The sequence below is a fragment of the Butyrivibrio sp. Su6 genome, from assembly GCF_900108105.1.
In the GTDB taxonomy this organism is placed as follows: Bacteria; Bacillota; Clostridia; order Lachnospirales; family Lachnospiraceae; genus Butyrivibrio.
In genome coordinates, this window is the sequence record NZ_FNUR01000006.1 from 25,622 (window position 1) to 44,248 (window position 18,627).

The following is an 18,627-nucleotide window of genomic DNA, read 5'->3' on the forward strand; positions in this document are numbered from 1 at the left end:
TTTTGACTTGTTGTGAACAATAAGTCAAAAGAACCGTCCCTGTGTGACTTCTTCGATACTTAGGCTTGGGAAAAATTGTTTTTGATCAATTGAATGAGCTTGTCTGCGGCTATGGACAGTGAGCGTGAAGTGTCGGTGACGACGCAGATCTGGCGCTTGGGTATCATCTTATTGAAGCGAAGCTCAAAGAGGACGCCGCTGTCCAGATACTCTTTTGCGAAGTCTCTTACGACGCAGCCAACACCCAGGCTTCGAAGGGCGAACTGGACTATCATATCGCTGGTTGCGAGCTCGAATTCCGGATGAAGAGTGGTGTTGTGCTTTTCAAGGAAGGAGTGGATATAGTCCGTTGTGCTGGTTTTGCCTTCAAGGAAGATCAGGGGCATTGATTGTAGGTCTGAGAAATCAAGCATCCTGTTCTTATACGGGATAAACTTTCTTCCCGCCACAAAGGTGTCCTGAATGTCTGAGACAGGGAAAAAAGACAGATTGCTATCTTCTGTAAATGGGCTTGAAACCACGCCGAAATCAATTCGATCATCTCTTAAGTAAGAGAGCGTCTCAGGGGTCGGGCCGTTTGTTACAGTTACTTTTATACCGGGATAGAGTTCATGGAATTTTTCAAGGTAGGGCAAAAGAAAGAATCTGAGGGTCATGTCACTGGCGCCGATTCTTACCTCTCCTGCATCAAGATGAAGGAGTTGCTTTAACCTTTGCTCTCCAAGGTCGATCTGCTCATAACCTTTTTCTACATATCTATATAGAAGACTTCCCTCAGACGTGAGCTTCATTCCCTTTGAGGTTCTTTGGAATAGTGTACATCCAAGTAGGGATTCCAACTGATGTATGGACTGGCTCACGGCAGGTTGCGATATTGACAGCTCTTTTGCCGCAGCGGTTATACCATTATATTTGCCTACATAGTAAAAGACTTTGTAATATTCGAGATTACTTATCATTGCATGCTCCTTCATAAGTATTGCTTATATCACGAGATATTATATCATCTTTTATTTTCATAATAAATTCTCATAAAATATTCTGTACTTTTTATGACAGCCTTGCTATAATTTATCAAGGAATTTGGTAAAAGATTATTGAGTTTAGGCAGAGGGATGACCTTCAAAGCCTTTAAAGGAGCGCCTTTCAATGAGTATTCAAAATGACGGTAGTGTCAATGAGAACAGTGTTGAGGACATCGTTTCCAGATATCGTCCAGAAGTGGATAAGTTATTACCATATGTCAGATGGCTGCAGGACAATGCTAAATCAGAGGTTGCCCAGAGCTATTCTAATGGCGACCTTAAATCTATGCCATTTCCAGTTTACGATTCAAATTTGTTAATGTTTGTAAAAGCGGCTCAGAATACTAATCTTATTGACCGCAATTATGTCTATGTTTATTCCAGGAATCATTTAAATAGTGCTAAAGATGAGCTTATGTTTATCAGGGAAGCTCAGATAATGGATATGGATGACCTTGCAGGTATTCTTTCCAAGTACATTCTTACTGGAATGACAAAAGGAACAGTGTGGGCAGAGGGAGTCTACAACGGAGTACTGTTCCAGGTAGTCAGCAAAATGGACGAGCTTTTGAATTATTGGTCTTCCAAGGCCTGATAGCTGAACTACTTTATTAAATGTTGGTAGGAGTGGAGAATGGGAGAGAAGTCTGCCAAGAAGAAACAGTATATTCTTGACAAAGCCAGAGTGGTTTTTTCTGAAAAAGGTTTTAAGAATGTAACTATGAAAGACATTGTAGATGCCTGTGACATAAGTCGTGGGGGTCTTTATCTCTATTTTTCCAGTACCGAAGATATTTTTCTTGAAGTTCTTTCAACTGAGTCCGATGAGGACGATGACGAGGCTATTGGTGCAGCGTTATCAGGTGATGCATCTGCAGGTGATATGCTTGCTCTTTTCCTCAAGGAACAGAAAAAAGACATCCTTAGAAAAAAGAACAATCTGACTGTCGCTACATATGAGTATTTTTCCGTTAAGAAACAGTCGGCAAAAGATAATCCTTTAAAAGTTAAGTTTGATACATCTGTAAGAATTGTTGAAAAGCTTATTGAAAATGGCGTTGAAAATGGTGAATTTGTTTGTGAGAACCCTTTAGGCTGTGCTCGCAATCTTATGTACGTGGTGGAAGGTCTTAAGATTTCTTCCAAGACTATTGGTATTTCCGAAGAAGCCATTGATAGAGAATTAATGTACGTTCTTGAGGGATTAGTGTCTGATGAATTAAATAGTTAGTTTTAATTAAAGAGTGCTTATATCAGCACTCTTTATTTTTAACAATATACAATATTTTTTTGAACGAGGAGATATTATGAGCAGTGTAAGACGAATCTATGTTGAGAAAAAACAGCCCTTTGCTGGAAAAGCAAGAGAACTCAGGCATGAGATTAAGAGTTATCTTGGAATTGAAAGCGTATCAGATGTAAGAATCTTCATCCGCTATGATGTAGAGAATATTTCTGATGAGGTTTTTGAGAAGGCCTGCAGAACTGTTTTCTCAGAGCCTCCTGTAGATATTTTATACAGAGAGAATATTGAAGTGCCAAGTGGAGCTGTAGTATTCAGCATCGAAGCACTTCCGGGACAGTTTGATCAGAGAGCTGATTCCGCAGAACAGTGCGTTCGTTTTATAAAAGGTGATGAAGAACCTGTTATCAAGACAGCAGTTACCTATATGCTCATTGGAAATATGACTTCTGAGGAAGTTTCAAAGATCAAGGAATACACAATGAACCCTGTGGATTCAAGGATCGCAGATGAGACCAAGCCTGAGACTTTGGTAACAAATTATGATGAGCCAGAAGATGTGGCAGTTCTCGATAACTTCTGCACAATGCCTGAAGAGGACTTTGAAAACCTCTACAAATCACTTGGCCTTGCAATGACACTTAATGATTTCAAGTGGATCAGACAGTACTTTAATGATGATGAGCACAGAAATCCTACAATGACTGAGATCAGAGTCCTTGATACATACTGGTCAGACCACTGCCGTCATACAACATTTGGAACAGAGCTTAAGAACGTTGAGTTTGGAGAGGGTGATTACAGAGCACCTATCGAGAATGCCTATAACGACTACCTTGCTGCAAGAGATTCACTTTATCAGACAGAGGATAAAAAGAAAGAAAAATTCATTTCCCTTATGGATATCGCTCTTATGGGAATGAAAAAGCTTAAAAAAGACGGAAAACTCACAGATATGGAGGAGTCAGAGGAGAACAATGCCTGCACAGTTGTAGTTCCTATCGATGTGGACTATGGCGAGGGCGTAAAGAGAGAGAACTGGCTTGTGTTCTTCAAGAATGAGACTCACAACCATCCTACAGAGATCGAGCCATTCGGTGGCGCTGCAACATGTCTTGGTGGTGCAATCAGAGATCCTCTTTCAGGAAGAGGCTACGTTTACCAGGCTATGCGTGTAACAGGTGCCGCAGATCCTACAGTTCCTGTAGCTGAGACTATGAAGGGCAAGCTTTCACAGAAAAAGCTCGTAAGAGGCGCTGCTTCAGGATATTCATCATACGGTAACCAGATCGGACTTGCTACAGGTTATGTAAAAGAAATCTATCATCCGGGCTATGTGGCTAAGAGAATGGAAATTGGTGCGGTTATGGGAGCTGCTCCTCAGGAGCATGTTATCCGTGAGAGCGCTGATCCCGGAGACATCATTGTGCTTCTTGGCGGAAGAACAGGAAGAGACGGCTGCGGCGGAGCAACAGGTTCATCTAAGGCTCATGATTCAAAATCTCTTACAAGCTGCGGAGCAGAAGTTCAGAAGGGTAATGCACCTACAGAGAGAAAGCTTCAGAGACTCTTTAGACGTCCTGAAGTCAGTGAACTTATAAAGAAATGTAATGACTTTGGAGCAGGCGGAGTTTCAGTTGCTATCGGTGAGCTTGCACCTGGTCTTGATATCAATCTTGATCTTGTACCTAAAAAGTATGCAGGTCTTGATGGAACAGAACTTGCTATCTCAGAGTCACAGGAGAGAATGGCAGTAGTTGTAGCTCCTAAGGATGTGGACAAATTCCTTGAATATGCTGGAGAAGAAAACCTTGAGGCTGTTAAGGTTGCAGTAGTTACTGAGGAGCCAAGACTTGTACTTAACTGGAGAGGCAAGAAGATTGTAAACCTTAAGAGAGCATTCCTTGATACCAACGGAGCTCACCAGGAGACAAGCGTTAAGGTTGAGATTCCTTCAAAGGCTGATAACTATCTTGACCAGACAGCTTCAGAGGGCGTTAAAGAAGCTCTTTCAAATGGAGATGTAAAGAAAGCATGGCTTTCAGTATTAAATGACCTCAATGTATGTTCTCAAAAAGGTCTTGTTGAGATGTTCGACTCATCAATCGGAGCAGGTTCAGTCCTCATGCCTTATGGTGGAAAGAGACAGCTCTCTGAGACACAGACTATGATCGCAAAACTTCCTGTTTTATCAGGAAAAACAGATACAGTAACAATGATGAGCTACGGTTTTGATCCATATCTTTCAAGCTGGAGCCCATACCACGGTGCAGCTTTCGCAGTTACAGAGTCTGTATCAAGGATTGTTGCAAGCGGCGGAGATTACAAAAAGCTCCACTTCACATTCCAGGAGTACTTTAAGAGAATGACAGAAGATGCAAGCCGTTGGAGCCAGCCTTTCACAGCTCTTTTGGGTGCATATGAAGCTCAGATGAAGTTTGGCCTTGCTTCTATCGGTGGAAAAGACTCTATGTCAGGCTCATTTAACGAGATAAACGTACCACCTACACTTGTTTCTTTTGCCGTAGATGTAGCACAGCTTTCAGATGTAGTAACACCTGAGCTTAAAAAGGCAGGAAATAAGCTTGTTCAGTTCAAGCTTCCAAGAGATGGCTACGATCTTCCTGATTATGAAAAGATCATGGCTCTTTATGAGAAGATTAATGCTCTTATGAAAAAGAAGGCAGTCGTTTCAGCCTATGCTGAGGATTCATACGGAATTGCTGCTTCAGTATCCAAGATGGCCTTCGGTAACGGTTTTGGAGTTAAGATTGACGAGAGCATCAGTGCAAAAGAGCTCTTTACAAATGATATAGCAGATATCATTGCAGAAGTTCCTGCAGAGTTTGTTTCAGATGCAGTAGATGCAGGAGCAAGAGTTATCGGTGAAGTTACAGATGATAGCACATTCACAGCTTGCGGCGTAAGCTTCTCAGAAGAAGAGGCCCTTGAGAGCTGGAAGGATAAACTTGAGAAGGTATTCCACTCAACAGTTAACGAGGAGAAAAAAGCTGTAGGCACAGGTCTTTTCAAGGCTGAGAGCGTATATGTATGCAAGAATAAGGTTGCAAAGCCTACAGTATTTATTCCTGTATTCCCTGGAACAAACTGCGAGTATGACAGCGCTCAGGCTTTCGAAAGAGCCGGTGCAAATACTAACATCAAGATATTCAGAAACAGAGATGCTCAGGATATCAAAGAATCTGTTGAAGAGTTCAAAAAAGCTATCGAGCAGGCTCAGATCATCATGTTCCCTGGCGGATTCTCAGCCGGCGACGAACCTGACGGAAGTGCTAAGTTCTTTGCTACAGCCTTCCAGAATGAGGAGATCAAGGCAGCAGTAGAGGACCTCTTACAGAACAGAGACGGACTTGCACTTGGTATCTGTAACGGTTTCCAGGCTATGATCAAGCTTGGCCTTGTACCAAACGGCAGGATCACAGGACAGGATGAAAATGCACCTACACTGACATTTAACACAATTGGAAGACATATTTCCAAGATGGCTACAATAAAGGTTGTTTCCAACAATTCACCTTGGCTTCAGAATGCAAAGCTTGGCGGAGTATACACAAACCCTGCTTCACACGGAGAAGGAAGATTTGTTGCAACTGAAGATGTACTTGATAAGCTCTTTGCAAACGGTCAGATCGCAACACAGTACTGCGACCTTGATGGAAACATCACAATGGATGACGAGTGGAACATCAACGGCTCCTACAGAGCAGTTGAAGGTATCCTTTCACCTGATGGAAGATGTCTTGGTAAGATGGCTCACTCAGAGAGACGCGGCGACGGCGTAGCAATCAACATCTACGGCGAGCAGGATATGAAGATCTTTGAGTCAGGTGTTGAATACTTTAAGTGATATAGCGAGAGTGAAGCGGAGCAATCCGTATATCACACAAGTCACATGTACAGAGGAGTAATTCATGAAAGCATTTTTAATATTGGAAGACGGAACCGTCTTTGAAGGAAAGCATATTGGTGCTGATAAAGATGTAGTAAGCGAGATCGTTTTTAACACATCAATGGCAGGATATACAGAAGTTTTTACAGACCCATCCTACGCAGGACAGTCTGTTTGTATGACATATCCGCTTATAGGAAATTATGGCGTGTGCCTGGATGACATGGAATCAGATAAGATCTGGGTCGACGCAGTTATAGTAAGAGAGCTTTCTCATATTCCTTCCAATTTCAGATGTGATATGTCAATTCAGGAATTCCTTGAAAAGTACGATATTCCTGGAATTGAGGGTATAGATACCAGAAAGCTTGTAAGGATCCTTAGAGAAAAAGGAACCATGAACGGTTTTATTACAACCAACGAAAGCCTCAAGTATGAGGATGTAAAAGATAAGCTCCACGCCTATACAACAGGAGATGTGGTAAGCAAAGTATCCTGCAAGGAAAAGAAGTTCCTTAAGGGAGTAGCAGATATTTCTGAGAACGGACCTCTTTCAGGCAGTGCTTCTTTTAACGAGGATGATTACAAGGAGAGCCTTAAAGGTGACCTTTCAAAGAGAGAAAAGAAGCCTGCTATCGTAAAAGAACTTAACGGAAAAGGCCTTAAGATCGCGCTTCTTGACTTTGGTGCAAAAAGAAACATTGCAGCATCACTAGTTGCCAGAGGGTGCGATGTGACAATTTATCCTTCAGATACAACAGCAGAAGAAATTCTTAAGGATGCGCCGGATGGAATCATGCTTTCCAACGGCCCCGGAGATCCAAAAGAGTGCACACAGATCATTAAAGAGATCAAAAAGCTCTATGATTCAGAGCTGCCTATTTTTGCGATCTGTCTTGGACATCAGCTCATGGCACTTGCAACAGGAGCTGATACCTTCAAGATGAAGTATGGACACAGAGGTGGTAACCACCCGGTAAAAGACCTGTCAAATAACAGGGTTTATATCTCATCACAGAACCATGGATATGTGGTTGATATGGATAAGCTCGATCCAAATGTGGCAAAGCCTGCATTTATAAATGTAAACGATGGAACAAACGAGGGACTTGCCTATGTTGGAAAGAATATCTTTACAGTTCAGTTCCATCCCGAAGCGTGCCCTGGACCACAGGACAGCAGCTATCTGTTTGACAGATTCATTTCAATGATAAGGGAAGGAGGCAGAGACTAATGCCAAAGAATAAAGATGTAAAAAAGGTACTGGTCATCGGCTCCGGTCCTATAGTAATTGGTCAGGCTGCAGAGTTTGACTATGCCGGAACTCAGGCCTGCCGCTCACTTAAAGAAGAGGGAATTGAGGTTGTACTTGTAAACTCAAACCCTGCTACGATCATGACTGATAAGGACATTGCTGACGAGGTTTATATTGAGCCTCTTACAGTGAAGACCCTTGAGCAGATCATAGAAAAAGAAAAACCGGATTCAATCCTACCAACTCTTGGTGGACAGGCTGGACTTAACCTTGGAATGGAACTTGATGAATCAGGATTTTTGAAATCCCATAACGTTAAGCTTCTTGGAACTACAGCTGAGACTATCAGAAAAGCTGAGGACCGCCAGGAATTCAAGGATACAATGGAAAAGATCGGTGAGCCTTGTGCGGCTTCACTTGTTGTACATAACGTAAAAGACGGTGTGGATTTTGCAAACAAGATCGGATACCCGGTAGTTCTTCGTCCTGCATTTACACTTGGCGGATCAGGCGGCGGAATAGCCTACAACCAGGTACAGTGCGAAGAAATCCTCGAGAACGGACTCAGACTTTCAAGAGCCAGCGAGGTTTTGGTTGAAAGATGTATCGCCGGTTGGAAAGAAATCGAGTACGAAGTAATGCGTGACAGTGCAGGAAACTGCATCACAGTCTGCAACATGGAAAACATCGACCCTGTTGGTGTTCACACTGGTGACTCAATAGTTGTGGCTCCATCACAGACTCTTTCTGATAAAGAATACCAGATGCTCAGAAGCGCAGCTCTTAATATCATTGATGAGCTTCAGATCACAGGTGGCTGTAACGTACAGTTCGCCCTTCATCCAACAAGCTTTGAGTACTGTGTAATTGAGGTTAACCCACGTGTAAGCCGTTCTTCTGCGCTTGCATCAAAGGCTACAGGATATCCTATAGCAAAAGTTGCAGCAAAGATTGCCCTTGGATATACCCTCGACGAGATAAAGAACGCAATCACAGGAAAGACCTATGCAAGCTTTGAGCCTACTTTGGACTACTGCGTAGTTAAGTTCCCAAGGCTTCCATTTGATAAATTCATCACAGCCAAGAGAACACTTACAACACAGATGAAGGCGACCGGCGAAGTTATGAGCATCTGCACTAACTTTGAAGGCGCAATGATGAAGGCTATCAGATCTCTTGAACAGCACGTTGACTGCCTTACAAGCTATGATTTCTCAGAGCTTGATGACGATGAGCTTTTAGAGAGACTCAAAGTAGTAGATGACCAGAGAATATGGGTAATTGCTGAGGCTCTTCGCCGCGGCATCAGCCATGATAGGATCCATGACATCACAAAGATCGATCTTTGGTTTATAGATAAGCTCCACACCCTTGTAAAGATGGAACTTAAGCTCCTTAGAATAGGTGAAAAGAATACAGAAGGTAAGCTGGGGACAGTAGAAGATGCTAAAAAGATCATTTCTTTTGACACACTCCTTGAAGCTAAGCGCCTTGAGTATCCTGACACAGTTATCAGCAGACTTACAAGATTCTCGGTTGATGTTTTAAAACAGCTCCGTGAAGAACTTGGCATCAAGGCCACATTTAAGATTGTTGATACCTGCGCTGCTGAGTTTGAAGCAGCAACACCATATTACTATTCGGTTTACAACGGTCCGGACTCTGAGGATGAAGCTGCAATAAGCGGTCAGACGAAGTCATGCTCTCGCGATGCTCGCCATGACACGTTCAGTCCAGACTCGACAGAACCTCGTCAGGACTTCACAGCCAAGAAAAAGATATTGGTTCTTGGTTCAGGCCCTATCAGAATCGGCCAGGGTATCGAGTTCGACTACTGCTCAGTACATGCTACATGGGCATTCAAGAAAGCCGGATTTGAGACAATCATCATAAATAACAACCCTGAGACAGTAAGTACTGACTTTGATATTGCTGATAAGCTCTATTTTGAGCCACTTACTCCTGAAGACGTTGAGAACATCGTTAAGCTCGAAAAGCCTGATGGAGCAGTAGTTCAGTTTGGTGGACAGACTGCCATCAAGCTCACTCAGGATCTGATGAAGATGGGTGTTAAGATCTATGGAACAGATGCTAAGGATGTAGACGCAGCAGAGGATAGAGAGATCTTTGACCAGATACTTGAAGAGACTCAGATTAAGCGTGCTCAGGGAGCAACAGTTTATACAGCAGAAGAGGCAAAAGAGGTTGCTAACCGCCTTGGATATCCGGTACTTGTTCGTCCTTCTTACGTTCTCGGCGGACAGGGCATGCAGATAGCTCTTTCAGACCAGGAAATTGAGGAGTTCATGAATATCATCAACAGATATGCTCAGGATCATCCAATCCTTGTTGATAAGTATCTTCAGGGAATCGAGACAGAAGTTGATGCTGTATGTGACGGCGATGACATCGTTATCCCCGGAATCATGGAACACATTGAGAGATCAGGTATCCATTCAGGAGACTCAATCTCCGTTTATCCTGCACAGTCTCTTTCTGACAAGGTAAAAGAGACAATTGCTGAATATACAAAGAGACTGGCAAAGGCCCTTCATGTAATAGGCCTTATCAATGTTCAGTTTATCGCTGTAGGTGATGAGGTTTACATCATCGAGGCCAACCCAAGATCTTCCAGAACAGTTCCTTACATCAGTAAGGTTACAGGAATTCCTATTGTTGATCTTGCAGCTAAGGTCATGATGGGACATAAGTTAAAAGACCTTGGATATACACCGGGACTTCAGCCTGAGGCTGGTTACGTTGCTATCAAGATGCCGGTATTCTCTTTTGAAAAGATCAGAGGAGCTGAGATCAGCCTTGGACCTGAAATGAAGAGTACAGGTGAGTGTCTTGGAATCAGCAAGAGCTTCAATGAAGCACTTTACAAGGCCTTCCTTGGAGCAGGCGTGAACCTTCCTAAGTACAAGCAGATGATCATTACTGTTAAGGATTCAGATAAGGGAGAAGTTATTGAGATAGCACGCCGCTATGAGAAACTTGGATACATTATCTATGCAACACGTTCAACAGCCGATACGCTCAATGAGAACGGCGTTAGGGCCAGAAAGATAAATCGTATCAACCAGGAATCTCCTACAGTCATCGACCTTATCCTTGGTCACAAGATTGACCTTGTAATCGATACTCCTACACAGGGAAGAGATAAATCGAGAGACGGATTCCTTATCCGCAGAACTGCCATAGAGACAGGTGTTAATGTCATCACAGCACTTGATACAGCAAGAGCGCTTGTAACAAGTCTTGAGACAAAGGCAACTGAAGAGAATCTTGAACTTGTAGATATTGCAAAACTGTAAAAGTGGACTGTATCGGGACGGGGTTGTAGGGCCATTTTAGAAAATGGCCCTACAACCCCGTCCACTTAGTTCTTTCGCTCAAATCCATGTTGCCCGAAGATTTCTGTATTCTGCGACCATAGGAGCAAGTTGCCTGAAACCTATGTGTCCGCCTGTTAACAGGTCGCCATATGTGTGACCGTCATCAACAAATTCAAATATCTGTAAGTCGTTAACATAGAAAGTGACTTTGTTCTTATTTTTTATAACCTTTATTTTGTACCATTCAGATTCCGGTGATGCGTCAGGAATAGGATCTGCCCCTTGAGCTACCAGGTGGAAACCATAGCTTTTTCTCAGATTGCAGGTGTGGAAGGCCCTTTCATCAGGCTCTTTTCTTCTGAAATAAGAAACGTGAAAAGCATTGATGTCACCACTGTGATACTGCTTATATTCACCGGTTCTTTTGCTTAAACTCTCATCAAATATACTTCCGCCACTTCTGGCTTTCGCAGCAAAGAACATAATGGCCAGGCCTGGCTCTTTTAACGGACGAAATTCCCATTCAATCTTCACATCAGAAGGAAACGCTTCAGGACACCATAAAACGTAGTTTGCTTTTTGCCCTTCACTGGCAGACAAGGCATTCTCAAGCCTCATAGCCCCATTGGGAAAACTGATCCTGGCACTGCCTTCAAGGATGAACTTTGAAATGTCTTCCTCACATGCAAGCGGATTTTCATAAATTAACTTGCTCATTTTGTAACCCCCAAAATAATGCTTAATACACTACAATGCCTATTATAGCAGATGGGTAGGTGGTTTGGATCATTGTTTTTTACTTGAATATGATTTTCATCAGGGAAAAGAAATAGTGAAAAACATATTCTAAAAACCATTAATTATATAATGTTTTAATGGTTTACTAAGTTTGGCTTATGCTAACATGACTTCGTTGTGAATTATGAATTATATATGTTTTGGAGGACATAGTGTTATGTACAAGAAACTTTTAGCTAAGGTCACTGCTACGGCAATGGTTATTACAATGGTTGCAACTTTTGGTTTTACATCTTTTGCAGCTGAAGAGGAATCAATTGAGTCGTCTGTTTCTGAAAATGCTATTACCCCGGAAAAAAATATGGCTTATTATTCTACCAACGAGGACGATCATAAAGTAATTGAAGGTGATGTGGTAGAAGAAGGCTATTATGCTGTAGAGGCTCTAGGTGATGATGAAGTTAAAGTAAATGGTTCTGTAGAAGGAAAAGTGCAGGCTTATCTGGGCGGAACAGTTGAGGTTACGGGTGATGTAACTTCAAATGGACACGAGAGCTTACTGGATTCAACTGACTTAATTATTGGAGCTGATCCACGTAACGGACTTGTTACAGCAGCCGATGAGGGATCAAGTGTTAAGGTTGGCGGAAATGTAGATGGTTCCAGGATTATTACGAAAAGTGAAGAAAATATATCTGGCTCACATACTACTCATTATGTTGATGATAAGGCAACTACAATAACAGAGTATGATACAAAGACCATTACAGGCGGTGCTTCTGCAGGTGTGTACGTAGCAGAAGGTGCTGATGTTGATGTTGAAGGAAATGTAGTAGGAGGTAGAACGGGTGCCTACGTAAGGGGCGAGAGTACATTAACCGTTGGTGGAAATGTAGTTTCCAACGGACAGGAGACTATTGAATCCGGTACAGAATATGTAAATGGTGAAGGTGCTTCTTTTACACGTCATGTGAAAATCGTTGATGGAAAAGAAGACGTAACTTATACAGTTGATGAGGGTTCAACAGGAGTTCCTGCCGTAAATCAGAAGAGTTTTGATAGCCATGGTATATACACAGATGGAAACGGAAAAATCGTGGTTGAAGGCGATGTTACCGGTCAGCAGTATGGTATTACTATTGCCAATGATGAAGATGGAAAAGCTGGAAGTATCGTGGTTTTAGGTACTATCAAGGGCGAAAAATATGGTCTGAATCTAGCTGGTGCTAATTCTATGTCCAAGTATGTTGAGGACAACAGTACAGGTGAAAGTTATGCAGTCAGGGCGCAAAAAGGCGGAGAAAAACTGGCAAAAGAAATGCCTCAGATAACAGTCTATGCTGTTGAGGGTGCAAAGGCAATAAGTGATGGAAAACTTGGTACCCGCTACGTTGAGGGTATCGGTGAAATACCTTATCGTGTTGAGTGCTATGAAGGCTTTAAAAATGTTTACGATTCAGTAGTAAGTGCTATCAACTACATAATCAAACAGGATGATAAGTCTAACGCAGATTACAGCATTACTGTGGATAAAGATACATCCAAGCAGGAAATTAACGGTAAGGAATACTTTACAACAAAGATCAACCAGGCATTTGCAGTAGCTGCAAAGCTCCCTGAAGGTTACACCATAAGTGGTGGAGAAAATGTAACAGTTGTTGATAACGGAAATGGAACCTTCTCACTTACACTGAATAATGTAAAGGGTGGAATCAACCTTAAGGCAGTACTTAGACCTGTTTCAACTGGTGATAATTCTTCATCAGGCGGTAATGACTATGAAGTAGTAGTTGAGGAAGTTACTCAGACTGCTCCTACTCCTACCCAGCCTGGTGCATTAGTTATTACAAGTACATCCGGTCAGGCAAATGCAGCATCTAACCCTGAACAGGCAGCGCTTGTAGCAGCAATCAGTGGAGAAAAGCCAGCTCAGACAATATCATTCAGCGTTGGAAAGGTTACACCACAGCAGTACAAGGAAGCTGTTATAAATAATGTGGCGTCAGTTCCTGCAAACGGTGCTCTTAACCTTGTTACAGACAAGCCTTCAGTAATTGATTACAAGATGGTAGAAGCTCTTTCAGCCAGAAGTGATATTGATGTAAACGTAGTATTTAATTATGGCGGCAAGAGATACAAAGTTGTTATTCCTGCAGGATATGATATGAAGAGCCTTCTTGATAAAAATGGCTATTGCGGATTCTTAAGACTCCTTGCAGTACTCGGCGGTGAAACAATCTAATATTAGAAACAGATAAATGAACAGATAAATGATGTTGCTTTACAACTGATTTATTTGAATGAATTTTTAAAGCACGCATGTTTGGCTATACGCTGAACATGCGTGCTTCATTTTTGTATAAGAGTAAGAAATTGGCTACGTACAAGGGCCTCTGGTTCTGTATCTTTTTGCTGATATCTTTTGGGAGAAAACATCGAATAAAGATGTATGTCTAAAAAATTCCGGTACTTTTTGGGGTACTTTTGGCAGATGTACGGATAAGAATGCTGATAAAGTGCAATCTTATCCGTACAATCTGTCAGTAGATAGTTCATTTTCCGCGTGACATACGGATAAGACAGCGTACAACGTGCAATCTTATCCGTACAATCTGTCAGTAGATAGTGCATTTTGCACGTGACATACGGATAAGACAGCATGCAACGTGCAATCTTATCCGTACAATCTGTCAGTAGACACTTCATTTCCCGCGTGACGTACGGATAAGACAGCATACAACATGCAATCTTATCCGTAAAAGGAAAGATCATTGAGCAAAAATGACCATATTGTACGGATAAAAATAAAGAATAGTGCTGAAGTTATCCGTACGATGGGATGAAAAGGAGAAAATCTACAAGTATCACTTTAAATGAGTGGTTTATTTAAACGGCACATGAGCTCCTGTGAAGGAGACTACTGCAATCAGCTTATCAAGATCGTCTGTTACAGTGACTTCGAAGAAGCTGTTTCTTTTGCCGTTTTTTAAGAGTCTGGCTTCTGCAAAAAGCTTGTTTCCTTTGGTTGCTGACATGAAATTTGCCTGACCTACAAGGCTAACTGTTGCGCACTCTTTTCCATAATTGGATGCTACTGCGAAGGCAAAATCAGCCAGTGTATAGATGGCGCCGCCCATTATGCCGCCATAGGCATTTTTGTGTTTTGGAGTAAGTTCCATGCTGCATTTTGCATAGTTTTCACCTATCTCATCGATAACGGCACCGGAAAGCTCTGTGGCATACAGATCTTTTGAAAAAACTTCTCTTGCATCTTCAAGTGTTCCCATGTTTTATCCCCAATTTGTTGTTGATTATCAAGTAAAATTGCCAGGGTCAATTTTAAGTGTAAATCAATATTAGTATTATTTTGTTACAGTTTCTTTTATGAAATCCATAGCCTCAAGATAGCCATTAAGCCCATGACCATAGATCTGTTTATCGCAGGCCGGAGCAGTTACGGAAATCTTGCGGAATTCTTCTCGTGACTGGATATCTGAAATATGTACTTCTACCTTTACGATTTGCTCGATGCTCTTTAATGCATCGTGGATAGCGTAGCTGTAATGTGTATAAGCTCCTGGATTAATTACGATTCCCTGGGTTCCATCACTATAGGCTTCCTGTATTCTGTCTATAATTGCGCCTTCATGATTGGACTGGAATATTATGACCTCATCACCGTCTGCTGCAGCTTTTTCTTTTATCGTATTGCAGAGATATGCATAATCCTGATTTCCATATATAGCCTTTTCTCTTATTCCAAGGAAATTGAGATTTGGTCCGTTGATTACAAGAATTTTCATGTTCTTTCTGCTCCTGTTTCCAAATTTATCATGTTAAAAAAGATTATAAATAATGAGAAGGCAGAATAAAAGGAAAAAATACTCATTCAGAAAAAACAAATGTGAAAATAGGGGTCAGAAAAATGCAAAATAAAAACAAAATTCCCCTTGCACCTGCTATTGAATTGGTGTATAAAGAGAAAGGAAAATTTAACAGACGGGAGCTTGTATTACAGGCTGAGAGGAAGGTGTGACCTTCGACCGAGAACCTGATTTGGATAATGCCAACGTAGGGATGCCTGATACTAGGAGAATATTCGCGGAAGCAACCAAACAAGGTTACTTCCGCTTTTTGCGTGTAAAGCACATAGCATTTACGAGTTTGTGTCTGCTTTACACGCAAAACACGAAGCAATGCAGCAGAGTGGATAGGAACCTTGTGAATATTATGAGCAAAACCGTCTGAGAAAAGGAGAAAAGGTATGAAAAAAAGTAACTGGTTATTAAGGATGGTAATGCTTGCAATGTTCGTTGCACTCGGGGTGGTAATATCACCGATTTTGAGGATTGAGGGAATGTGCCCAATGGCGCATCTTATCAACATCACCTGTGCTGTGTTTATGGGACCTGCCTATGCATTTTTGTGCGCTGTTCTGATCGGAGTTATCAGAATGATGATTATGGGCATCCCTCCGCTTGCTCTTACAGGAGCTGTGTTTGGGGCAGCACTTTCCGGTATTTTCTACAAACTTTCCAAAGGAAAGATCATAGCAGCTGTTCTTGGGGAGATCATTGGAACAGGAATCATCGGAGCAATAGTTTCATATCCGGTAATGACTTATATCTGGGGAAAACAGGGACTTACATGGTTCTTCTATGTACCATCATTTATCTGCGGAACCCTCATTGGAGGAAGCATAGCATTTTTGCTTCTTAACAGATTGGAGGCAGCAGGTGCTCTTTCAAAGATCCAGAACAGTTTAAAAGACATTGAAACAAAGGAAAAGGCGGCATAATGGCTGATTTGATCCATTGTATTACAAATCCAATATCTATGATGCAGTGTGCCAATGCGGTTTTGGCTCTCGGTGATAAGCCCATAATGGCTGAGCATCCATTGGAGGTAAAAGAAATAACAAATGATGCATCAGCGCTTCTATTAAATCTTGGGAATATATCTGATTCAAGGATGGAAGCTATGAAAATATCATTTGAGGCAGCTCTTTTTAAAGGGCTGCCTATTGTGCTTGATGCGGTAGGAACTGCCTGTTCAGAGCTTAGAAGGAAATTTGCTTTGGGACTTATAAAAGAAAGAGAAGCTTTAATGCGCGATGAGAGCAGGGACTTCAAAGGATTCTTTTTGATAAAGGGCAACAATTCAGAGATAAAGGCGCTTCTTGATGAAAACTATAGGGGGCTTGGCGTTGATGCTGATGAACGCTTAAAAAAAGAAGACTCAATCAGTGCTTCAATAAAACTTGCAACAAGTCTTAATGCAACTGTTTTGTGTAGTGGCGAGACGGATGTGATAACTGATGGGGAAAAGACATTCCTTATATCGAACGGAGTCTCAGAAATGGGAAATATTACCGGTACAGGTTGCATGCTTGGGGCGATATGCGCAAGCTTTTTGGCCAAAGAACAAAGCATAGATCAGGTTATAAAAGCCTGTGCGTTTTTTGGAATTGCAGGCGAGTTGGCAAGAGAAGAACTGTTAAAGAATCAAAAGGATATGAATGAAAGAGTCAGCCCAATAGGCTGTGGAAGTTTCCTTATAAAACTTTTGGATGAACTATCAGTTGTAAACGAAGATATCATAGAAAAACGGATTAATTTGGATTACATATAACATATGAAAGAAGCAGGAAAAGTTAAATGAGCAGAATAGACAAAGCGCAAATGAAGCTGTATCTGGTGACAGATAGTACTAACCTGCCGGAAGAGATTTTTTTAAAGAAGGTAGAAGATGCCTTGCGAGGCGGGGTGACCATGCTTCAGATAAGGGAAAAAGACAAGACTACAAGAGACTACATTGAACTTGCGGCAAAGACTCATGAAATAGCTAAAAGATACAATGTGCCATTAATAATAGATGACAGAGTGGACGTTGCCATGGCTGTTGATGCCGAGGGCGTGCACCTTGGACAGAGCGATATGCAGGTGGATAAAGCAAGGAAAATCTTTGGTGAAAAGAAAATAATAGGTGCCACCACAAAGACAGTTCCACAGGCCCTTGAAGCATACCAGAATGGCGCAGATTATCTGGGAGTTGGAGCAATTTATCCGACGACTACCAAAGTAAAAACGGTTCTCACTTCTGTGGATACTCTGACAGATATCTGCAATAGCGTTCCTATTCCTGCCAATGCCATAGGCGGTCTTAATAAAAATAACATTGATGTGTTAAAAAATGCTCCGATTGCCGGAATATGCGTGGTTTCTGCAATTATGAAGGCAGAAGATTCATACGAGGCGGCAAAAGAGCTGCTTAAGGCATACGAGGAACTAAAAGCATGAAAACAGTATTAACAATAGCGGGAAGCGACTGTTCAGGCGGAGCCGGGATCCAGGCAGATCTTAAAACGATTGAAGCTCATGGATTGTATGGCATGAGCGTTATCACGGCTTTGACTGCGCAGAACACGCTTGGAATCAGCGGGATCATGGCGGTGGATGCTGAATTTGTAAAAAAACAGCTTGAGGCAATATTTGATGACATAAGGCCAGATGCCATAAAAATTGGAATGCTTCCTGATGCAGATGTTATGAAGGCTGTAAGGGACGTGCTTGTTGCTTATAAGGCATCAAATATCGTACTTGATCCTGTTCTTGGCTCAACATCAGGGACGGAGCTTTCCAAAAAGGAAGCGAGAGAGTTCCTTAAAAATGAGCTCTTTTGCCTATGTGATCTGGTAACCCCTAACATTCCGGAAGCTGAAATACTCAGCGGGAGAAAAATAGACTCAAAGAAAGATATGGAAGATGTTGCCAGATCTTTGTCGGAAGAATATGGCAGCAGCTTTTTAGTAAAGGGTGGACACAGCTCTTTTGACAAGGAGGATGAGGCTTGTGACTGTCTGTATCATAGAAATTCTATCTTTATAGAAGGAAGGCGGATAAATAATCCTAATACACATGGCACGGGATGCACGTTATCAAGTGCTATTGCCTGCAATCTGGCTTGCGGCCTTACCGTGGAAGAGTCAGTAAAAAAAGCTAAAGAATACATTGGTAAGTGCATATCGGCGGGACTTGATATCGGCAGAGGCAGGGGACCTCTTTTACATAATTTGAGGTAACTCTGAATATTTACAAAATAAAAACTTGAGGAGAAAA

At 41.9% G+C, this 18,627-nt stretch carries 14 protein-coding genes and 1 riboswitch; of the genes, 10 read left to right on the top strand and 4 right to left on the bottom strand.

Annotated features, from left to right (window positions below):
• Positions 1-59: 59 nt before the first annotated feature.
• The gene (locus C4S54_RS08165) at positions 60-959 is read right to left on the bottom strand and encodes a LysR family transcriptional regulator (protein ID WP_103869094.1); all 900 of its coding nucleotides are present in this window, start codon (positions 957-959) and stop codon (positions 60-62) included.
• A gap of 190 nt (positions 960-1,149) precedes the next feature.
• Between C4S54_RS08165 and C4S54_RS08170 the strand changes: the two genes are divergently transcribed.
• From C4S54_RS08170 to carB, 5 genes are all read left to right on the top strand, one after another.
• Positions 1,150-1,620, top strand: coding sequence for a hypothetical protein (locus C4S54_RS08170; RefSeq protein ID WP_103869095.1), 471 nt, complete (start codon positions 1,150-1,152; stop codon positions 1,618-1,620).
• Positions 1,621-1,659: 39 nt separating this feature from the next.
• The gene (locus tag C4S54_RS08175; protein ID WP_022773005.1) at positions 1,660-2,256 is read left to right on the top strand and encodes a TetR/AcrR family transcriptional regulator; all 597 of its coding nucleotides are present in this window, start codon (positions 1,660-1,662) and stop codon (positions 2,254-2,256) included.
• Between the two features lie 76 nt (positions 2,257-2,332).
• Positions 2,333-6,136 carry a phosphoribosylformylglycinamidine synthase gene (locus tag C4S54_RS08180; RefSeq protein WP_103869096.1) on the top strand — a complete coding sequence of 1,268 codons (3,804 nt, stop codon included), beginning with the start codon at positions 2,333-2,335 and terminating at the stop codon, positions 6,134-6,136.
• 64 nt (positions 6,137-6,200) lie between these two features.
• Positions 6,201-7,412 (top strand): carbamoyl phosphate synthase small subunit, encoded by a 1,212-nt coding sequence (locus C4S54_RS08185; protein ID WP_103869097.1) that lies wholly within the window; start codon positions 6,201-6,203, stop codon positions 7,410-7,412.
• Complete coding sequence (carB, locus tag C4S54_RS08190; RefSeq protein WP_103869098.1) at positions 7,412-10,750, top strand: carbamoyl-phosphate synthase large subunit; 3,339 nt, start codon at positions 7,412-7,414, stop codon at positions 10,748-10,750. Before C4S54_RS08185 ends, carB begins: the two co-directional genes overlap by 1 nt.
• Positions 10,751-10,828: 78 nt before the next feature.
• Here carB and C4S54_RS08195 read toward each other — a convergent pair whose 3' ends face one another.
• Positions 10,829-11,488 (bottom strand): DUF1961 family protein, encoded by a 660-nt coding sequence (locus C4S54_RS08195; RefSeq protein WP_103869099.1) that lies wholly within the window; start codon positions 11,486-11,488, stop codon positions 10,829-10,831.
• Positions 11,489-11,726: 238 nt separating this feature from the next.
• Here C4S54_RS08195 and C4S54_RS08200 point away from each other — a divergent pair, with 238 nt between their 5' ends.
• The gene (locus C4S54_RS08200) at positions 11,727-13,751 is read left to right on the top strand and encodes a hypothetical protein (RefSeq protein WP_103869100.1); all 2,025 of its coding nucleotides are present in this window, start codon (positions 11,727-11,729) and stop codon (positions 13,749-13,751) included.
• A gap of 640 nt (positions 13,752-14,391) precedes the next feature.
• Here C4S54_RS08200 and C4S54_RS08205 read toward each other — a convergent pair.
• Both C4S54_RS08205 and C4S54_RS08210 read right to left on the bottom strand, forming a co-directional pair.
• A complete protein-coding gene (locus C4S54_RS08205; RefSeq protein ID WP_103869101.1) occupies positions 14,392-14,796 on the bottom strand; it encodes a PaaI family thioesterase in 405 nt (134 codons plus the stop codon).
• 75 nt (positions 14,797-14,871) lie between these two features.
• Positions 14,872-15,312, bottom strand: coding sequence for a type II 3-dehydroquinate dehydratase (locus tag C4S54_RS08210; RefSeq protein ID WP_103869102.1), 441 nt, complete (start codon positions 15,310-15,312; stop codon positions 14,872-14,874).
• A 188-nt stretch (positions 15,313-15,500) separates the two neighbouring features.
• Positions 15,501-15,605: riboswitch (TPP riboswitch) on the top strand.
• A gap of 168 nt (positions 15,606-15,773) precedes the next feature.
• Here C4S54_RS08210 and thiW point away from each other — a divergent pair.
• Genes thiW through thiD form a run of 4 tightly spaced genes read left to right on the top strand, consistent with a single transcriptional unit; the run spans position 15,774 to position 18,590 of the window.
• Positions 15,774-16,307 (top strand): energy coupling factor transporter S component ThiW, encoded by a 534-nt coding sequence (gene thiW, locus C4S54_RS08215; protein ID WP_103869103.1) that lies wholly within the window; start codon positions 15,774-15,776, stop codon positions 16,305-16,307.
• Entirely contained in the window at positions 16,307-17,140 is an 834-nt protein-coding gene (gene thiM, locus C4S54_RS08220; RefSeq protein WP_103869104.1) for a hydroxyethylthiazole kinase, read from the top strand. Before thiW ends, thiM begins: the two co-directional genes overlap by 1 nt.
• A gap of 26 nt (positions 17,141-17,166) precedes the next feature.
• The gene (gene thiE / locus C4S54_RS08225) at positions 17,167-17,808 is read left to right on the top strand and encodes a thiamine phosphate synthase (protein WP_103869105.1); all 642 of its coding nucleotides are present in this window, start codon (positions 17,167-17,169) and stop codon (positions 17,806-17,808) included.
• Entirely contained in the window at positions 17,805-18,590 is a 786-nt protein-coding gene (gene thiD / locus C4S54_RS08230; protein ID WP_103869106.1) for a bifunctional hydroxymethylpyrimidine kinase/phosphomethylpyrimidine kinase, read from the top strand. The genes thiE and thiD overlap by 4 nt, the downstream gene beginning before the upstream one ends.
• The last annotated feature ends 37 nt before the right edge of the window (positions 18,591-18,627 follow it).

Coding starts and splice junctions, on each gene's coding strand:
- C4S54_RS08200 (WP_103869100.1), top strand. CDS start 11,727: ATGTACAAGAAACTTTTAGCTAAGGTCACTGCTACGGCAATGGTTATT.
- thiE (WP_103869105.1), top strand. CDS start 17,167: ATGAGCAGAATAGACAAAGCGCAAATGAAGCTGTATCTGGTGACAGAT.
- C4S54_RS08195 (WP_103869099.1), bottom strand. CDS start 11,488: ATGAGCAAGTTAATTTATGAAAATCCGCTTGCATGTGAGGAAGACATT.
- thiW (WP_103869103.1), top strand. CDS start 15,774: ATGAAAAAAAGTAACTGGTTATTAAGGATGGTAATGCTTGCAATGTTC.
- thiM (WP_103869104.1), top strand. CDS start 16,307: ATGGCTGATTTGATCCATTGTATTACAAATCCAATATCTATGATGCAG.
- C4S54_RS08205 (WP_103869101.1), bottom strand. CDS start 14,796: ATGGGAACACTTGAAGATGCAAGAGAAGTTTTTTCAAAAGATCTGTAT.
- C4S54_RS08210 (WP_103869102.1), bottom strand. CDS start 15,312: ATGAAAATTCTTGTAATCAACGGACCAAATCTCAATTTCCTTGGAATA.
- thiD (WP_103869106.1), top strand. CDS start 17,805: ATGAAAACAGTATTAACAATAGCGGGAAGCGACTGTTCAGGCGGAGCC.
- C4S54_RS08170 (WP_103869095.1), top strand. CDS start 1,150: ATGAGTATTCAAAATGACGGTAGTGTCAATGAGAACAGTGTTGAGGAC.
- C4S54_RS08175 (WP_022773005.1), top strand. CDS start 1,660: ATGGGAGAGAAGTCTGCCAAGAAGAAACAGTATATTCTTGACAAAGCC.
- C4S54_RS08165 (WP_103869094.1), bottom strand. CDS start 959: ATGATAAGTAATCTCGAATATTACAAAGTCTTTTACTATGTAGGCAAA.
- carB (WP_103869098.1), top strand. CDS start 7,412: ATGCCAAAGAATAAAGATGTAAAAAAGGTACTGGTCATCGGCTCCGGT.
- C4S54_RS08185 (WP_103869097.1), top strand. CDS start 6,201: ATGAAAGCATTTTTAATATTGGAAGACGGAACCGTCTTTGAAGGAAAG.
- C4S54_RS08180 (WP_103869096.1), top strand. CDS start 2,333: ATGAGCAGTGTAAGACGAATCTATGTTGAGAAAAAACAGCCCTTTGCT.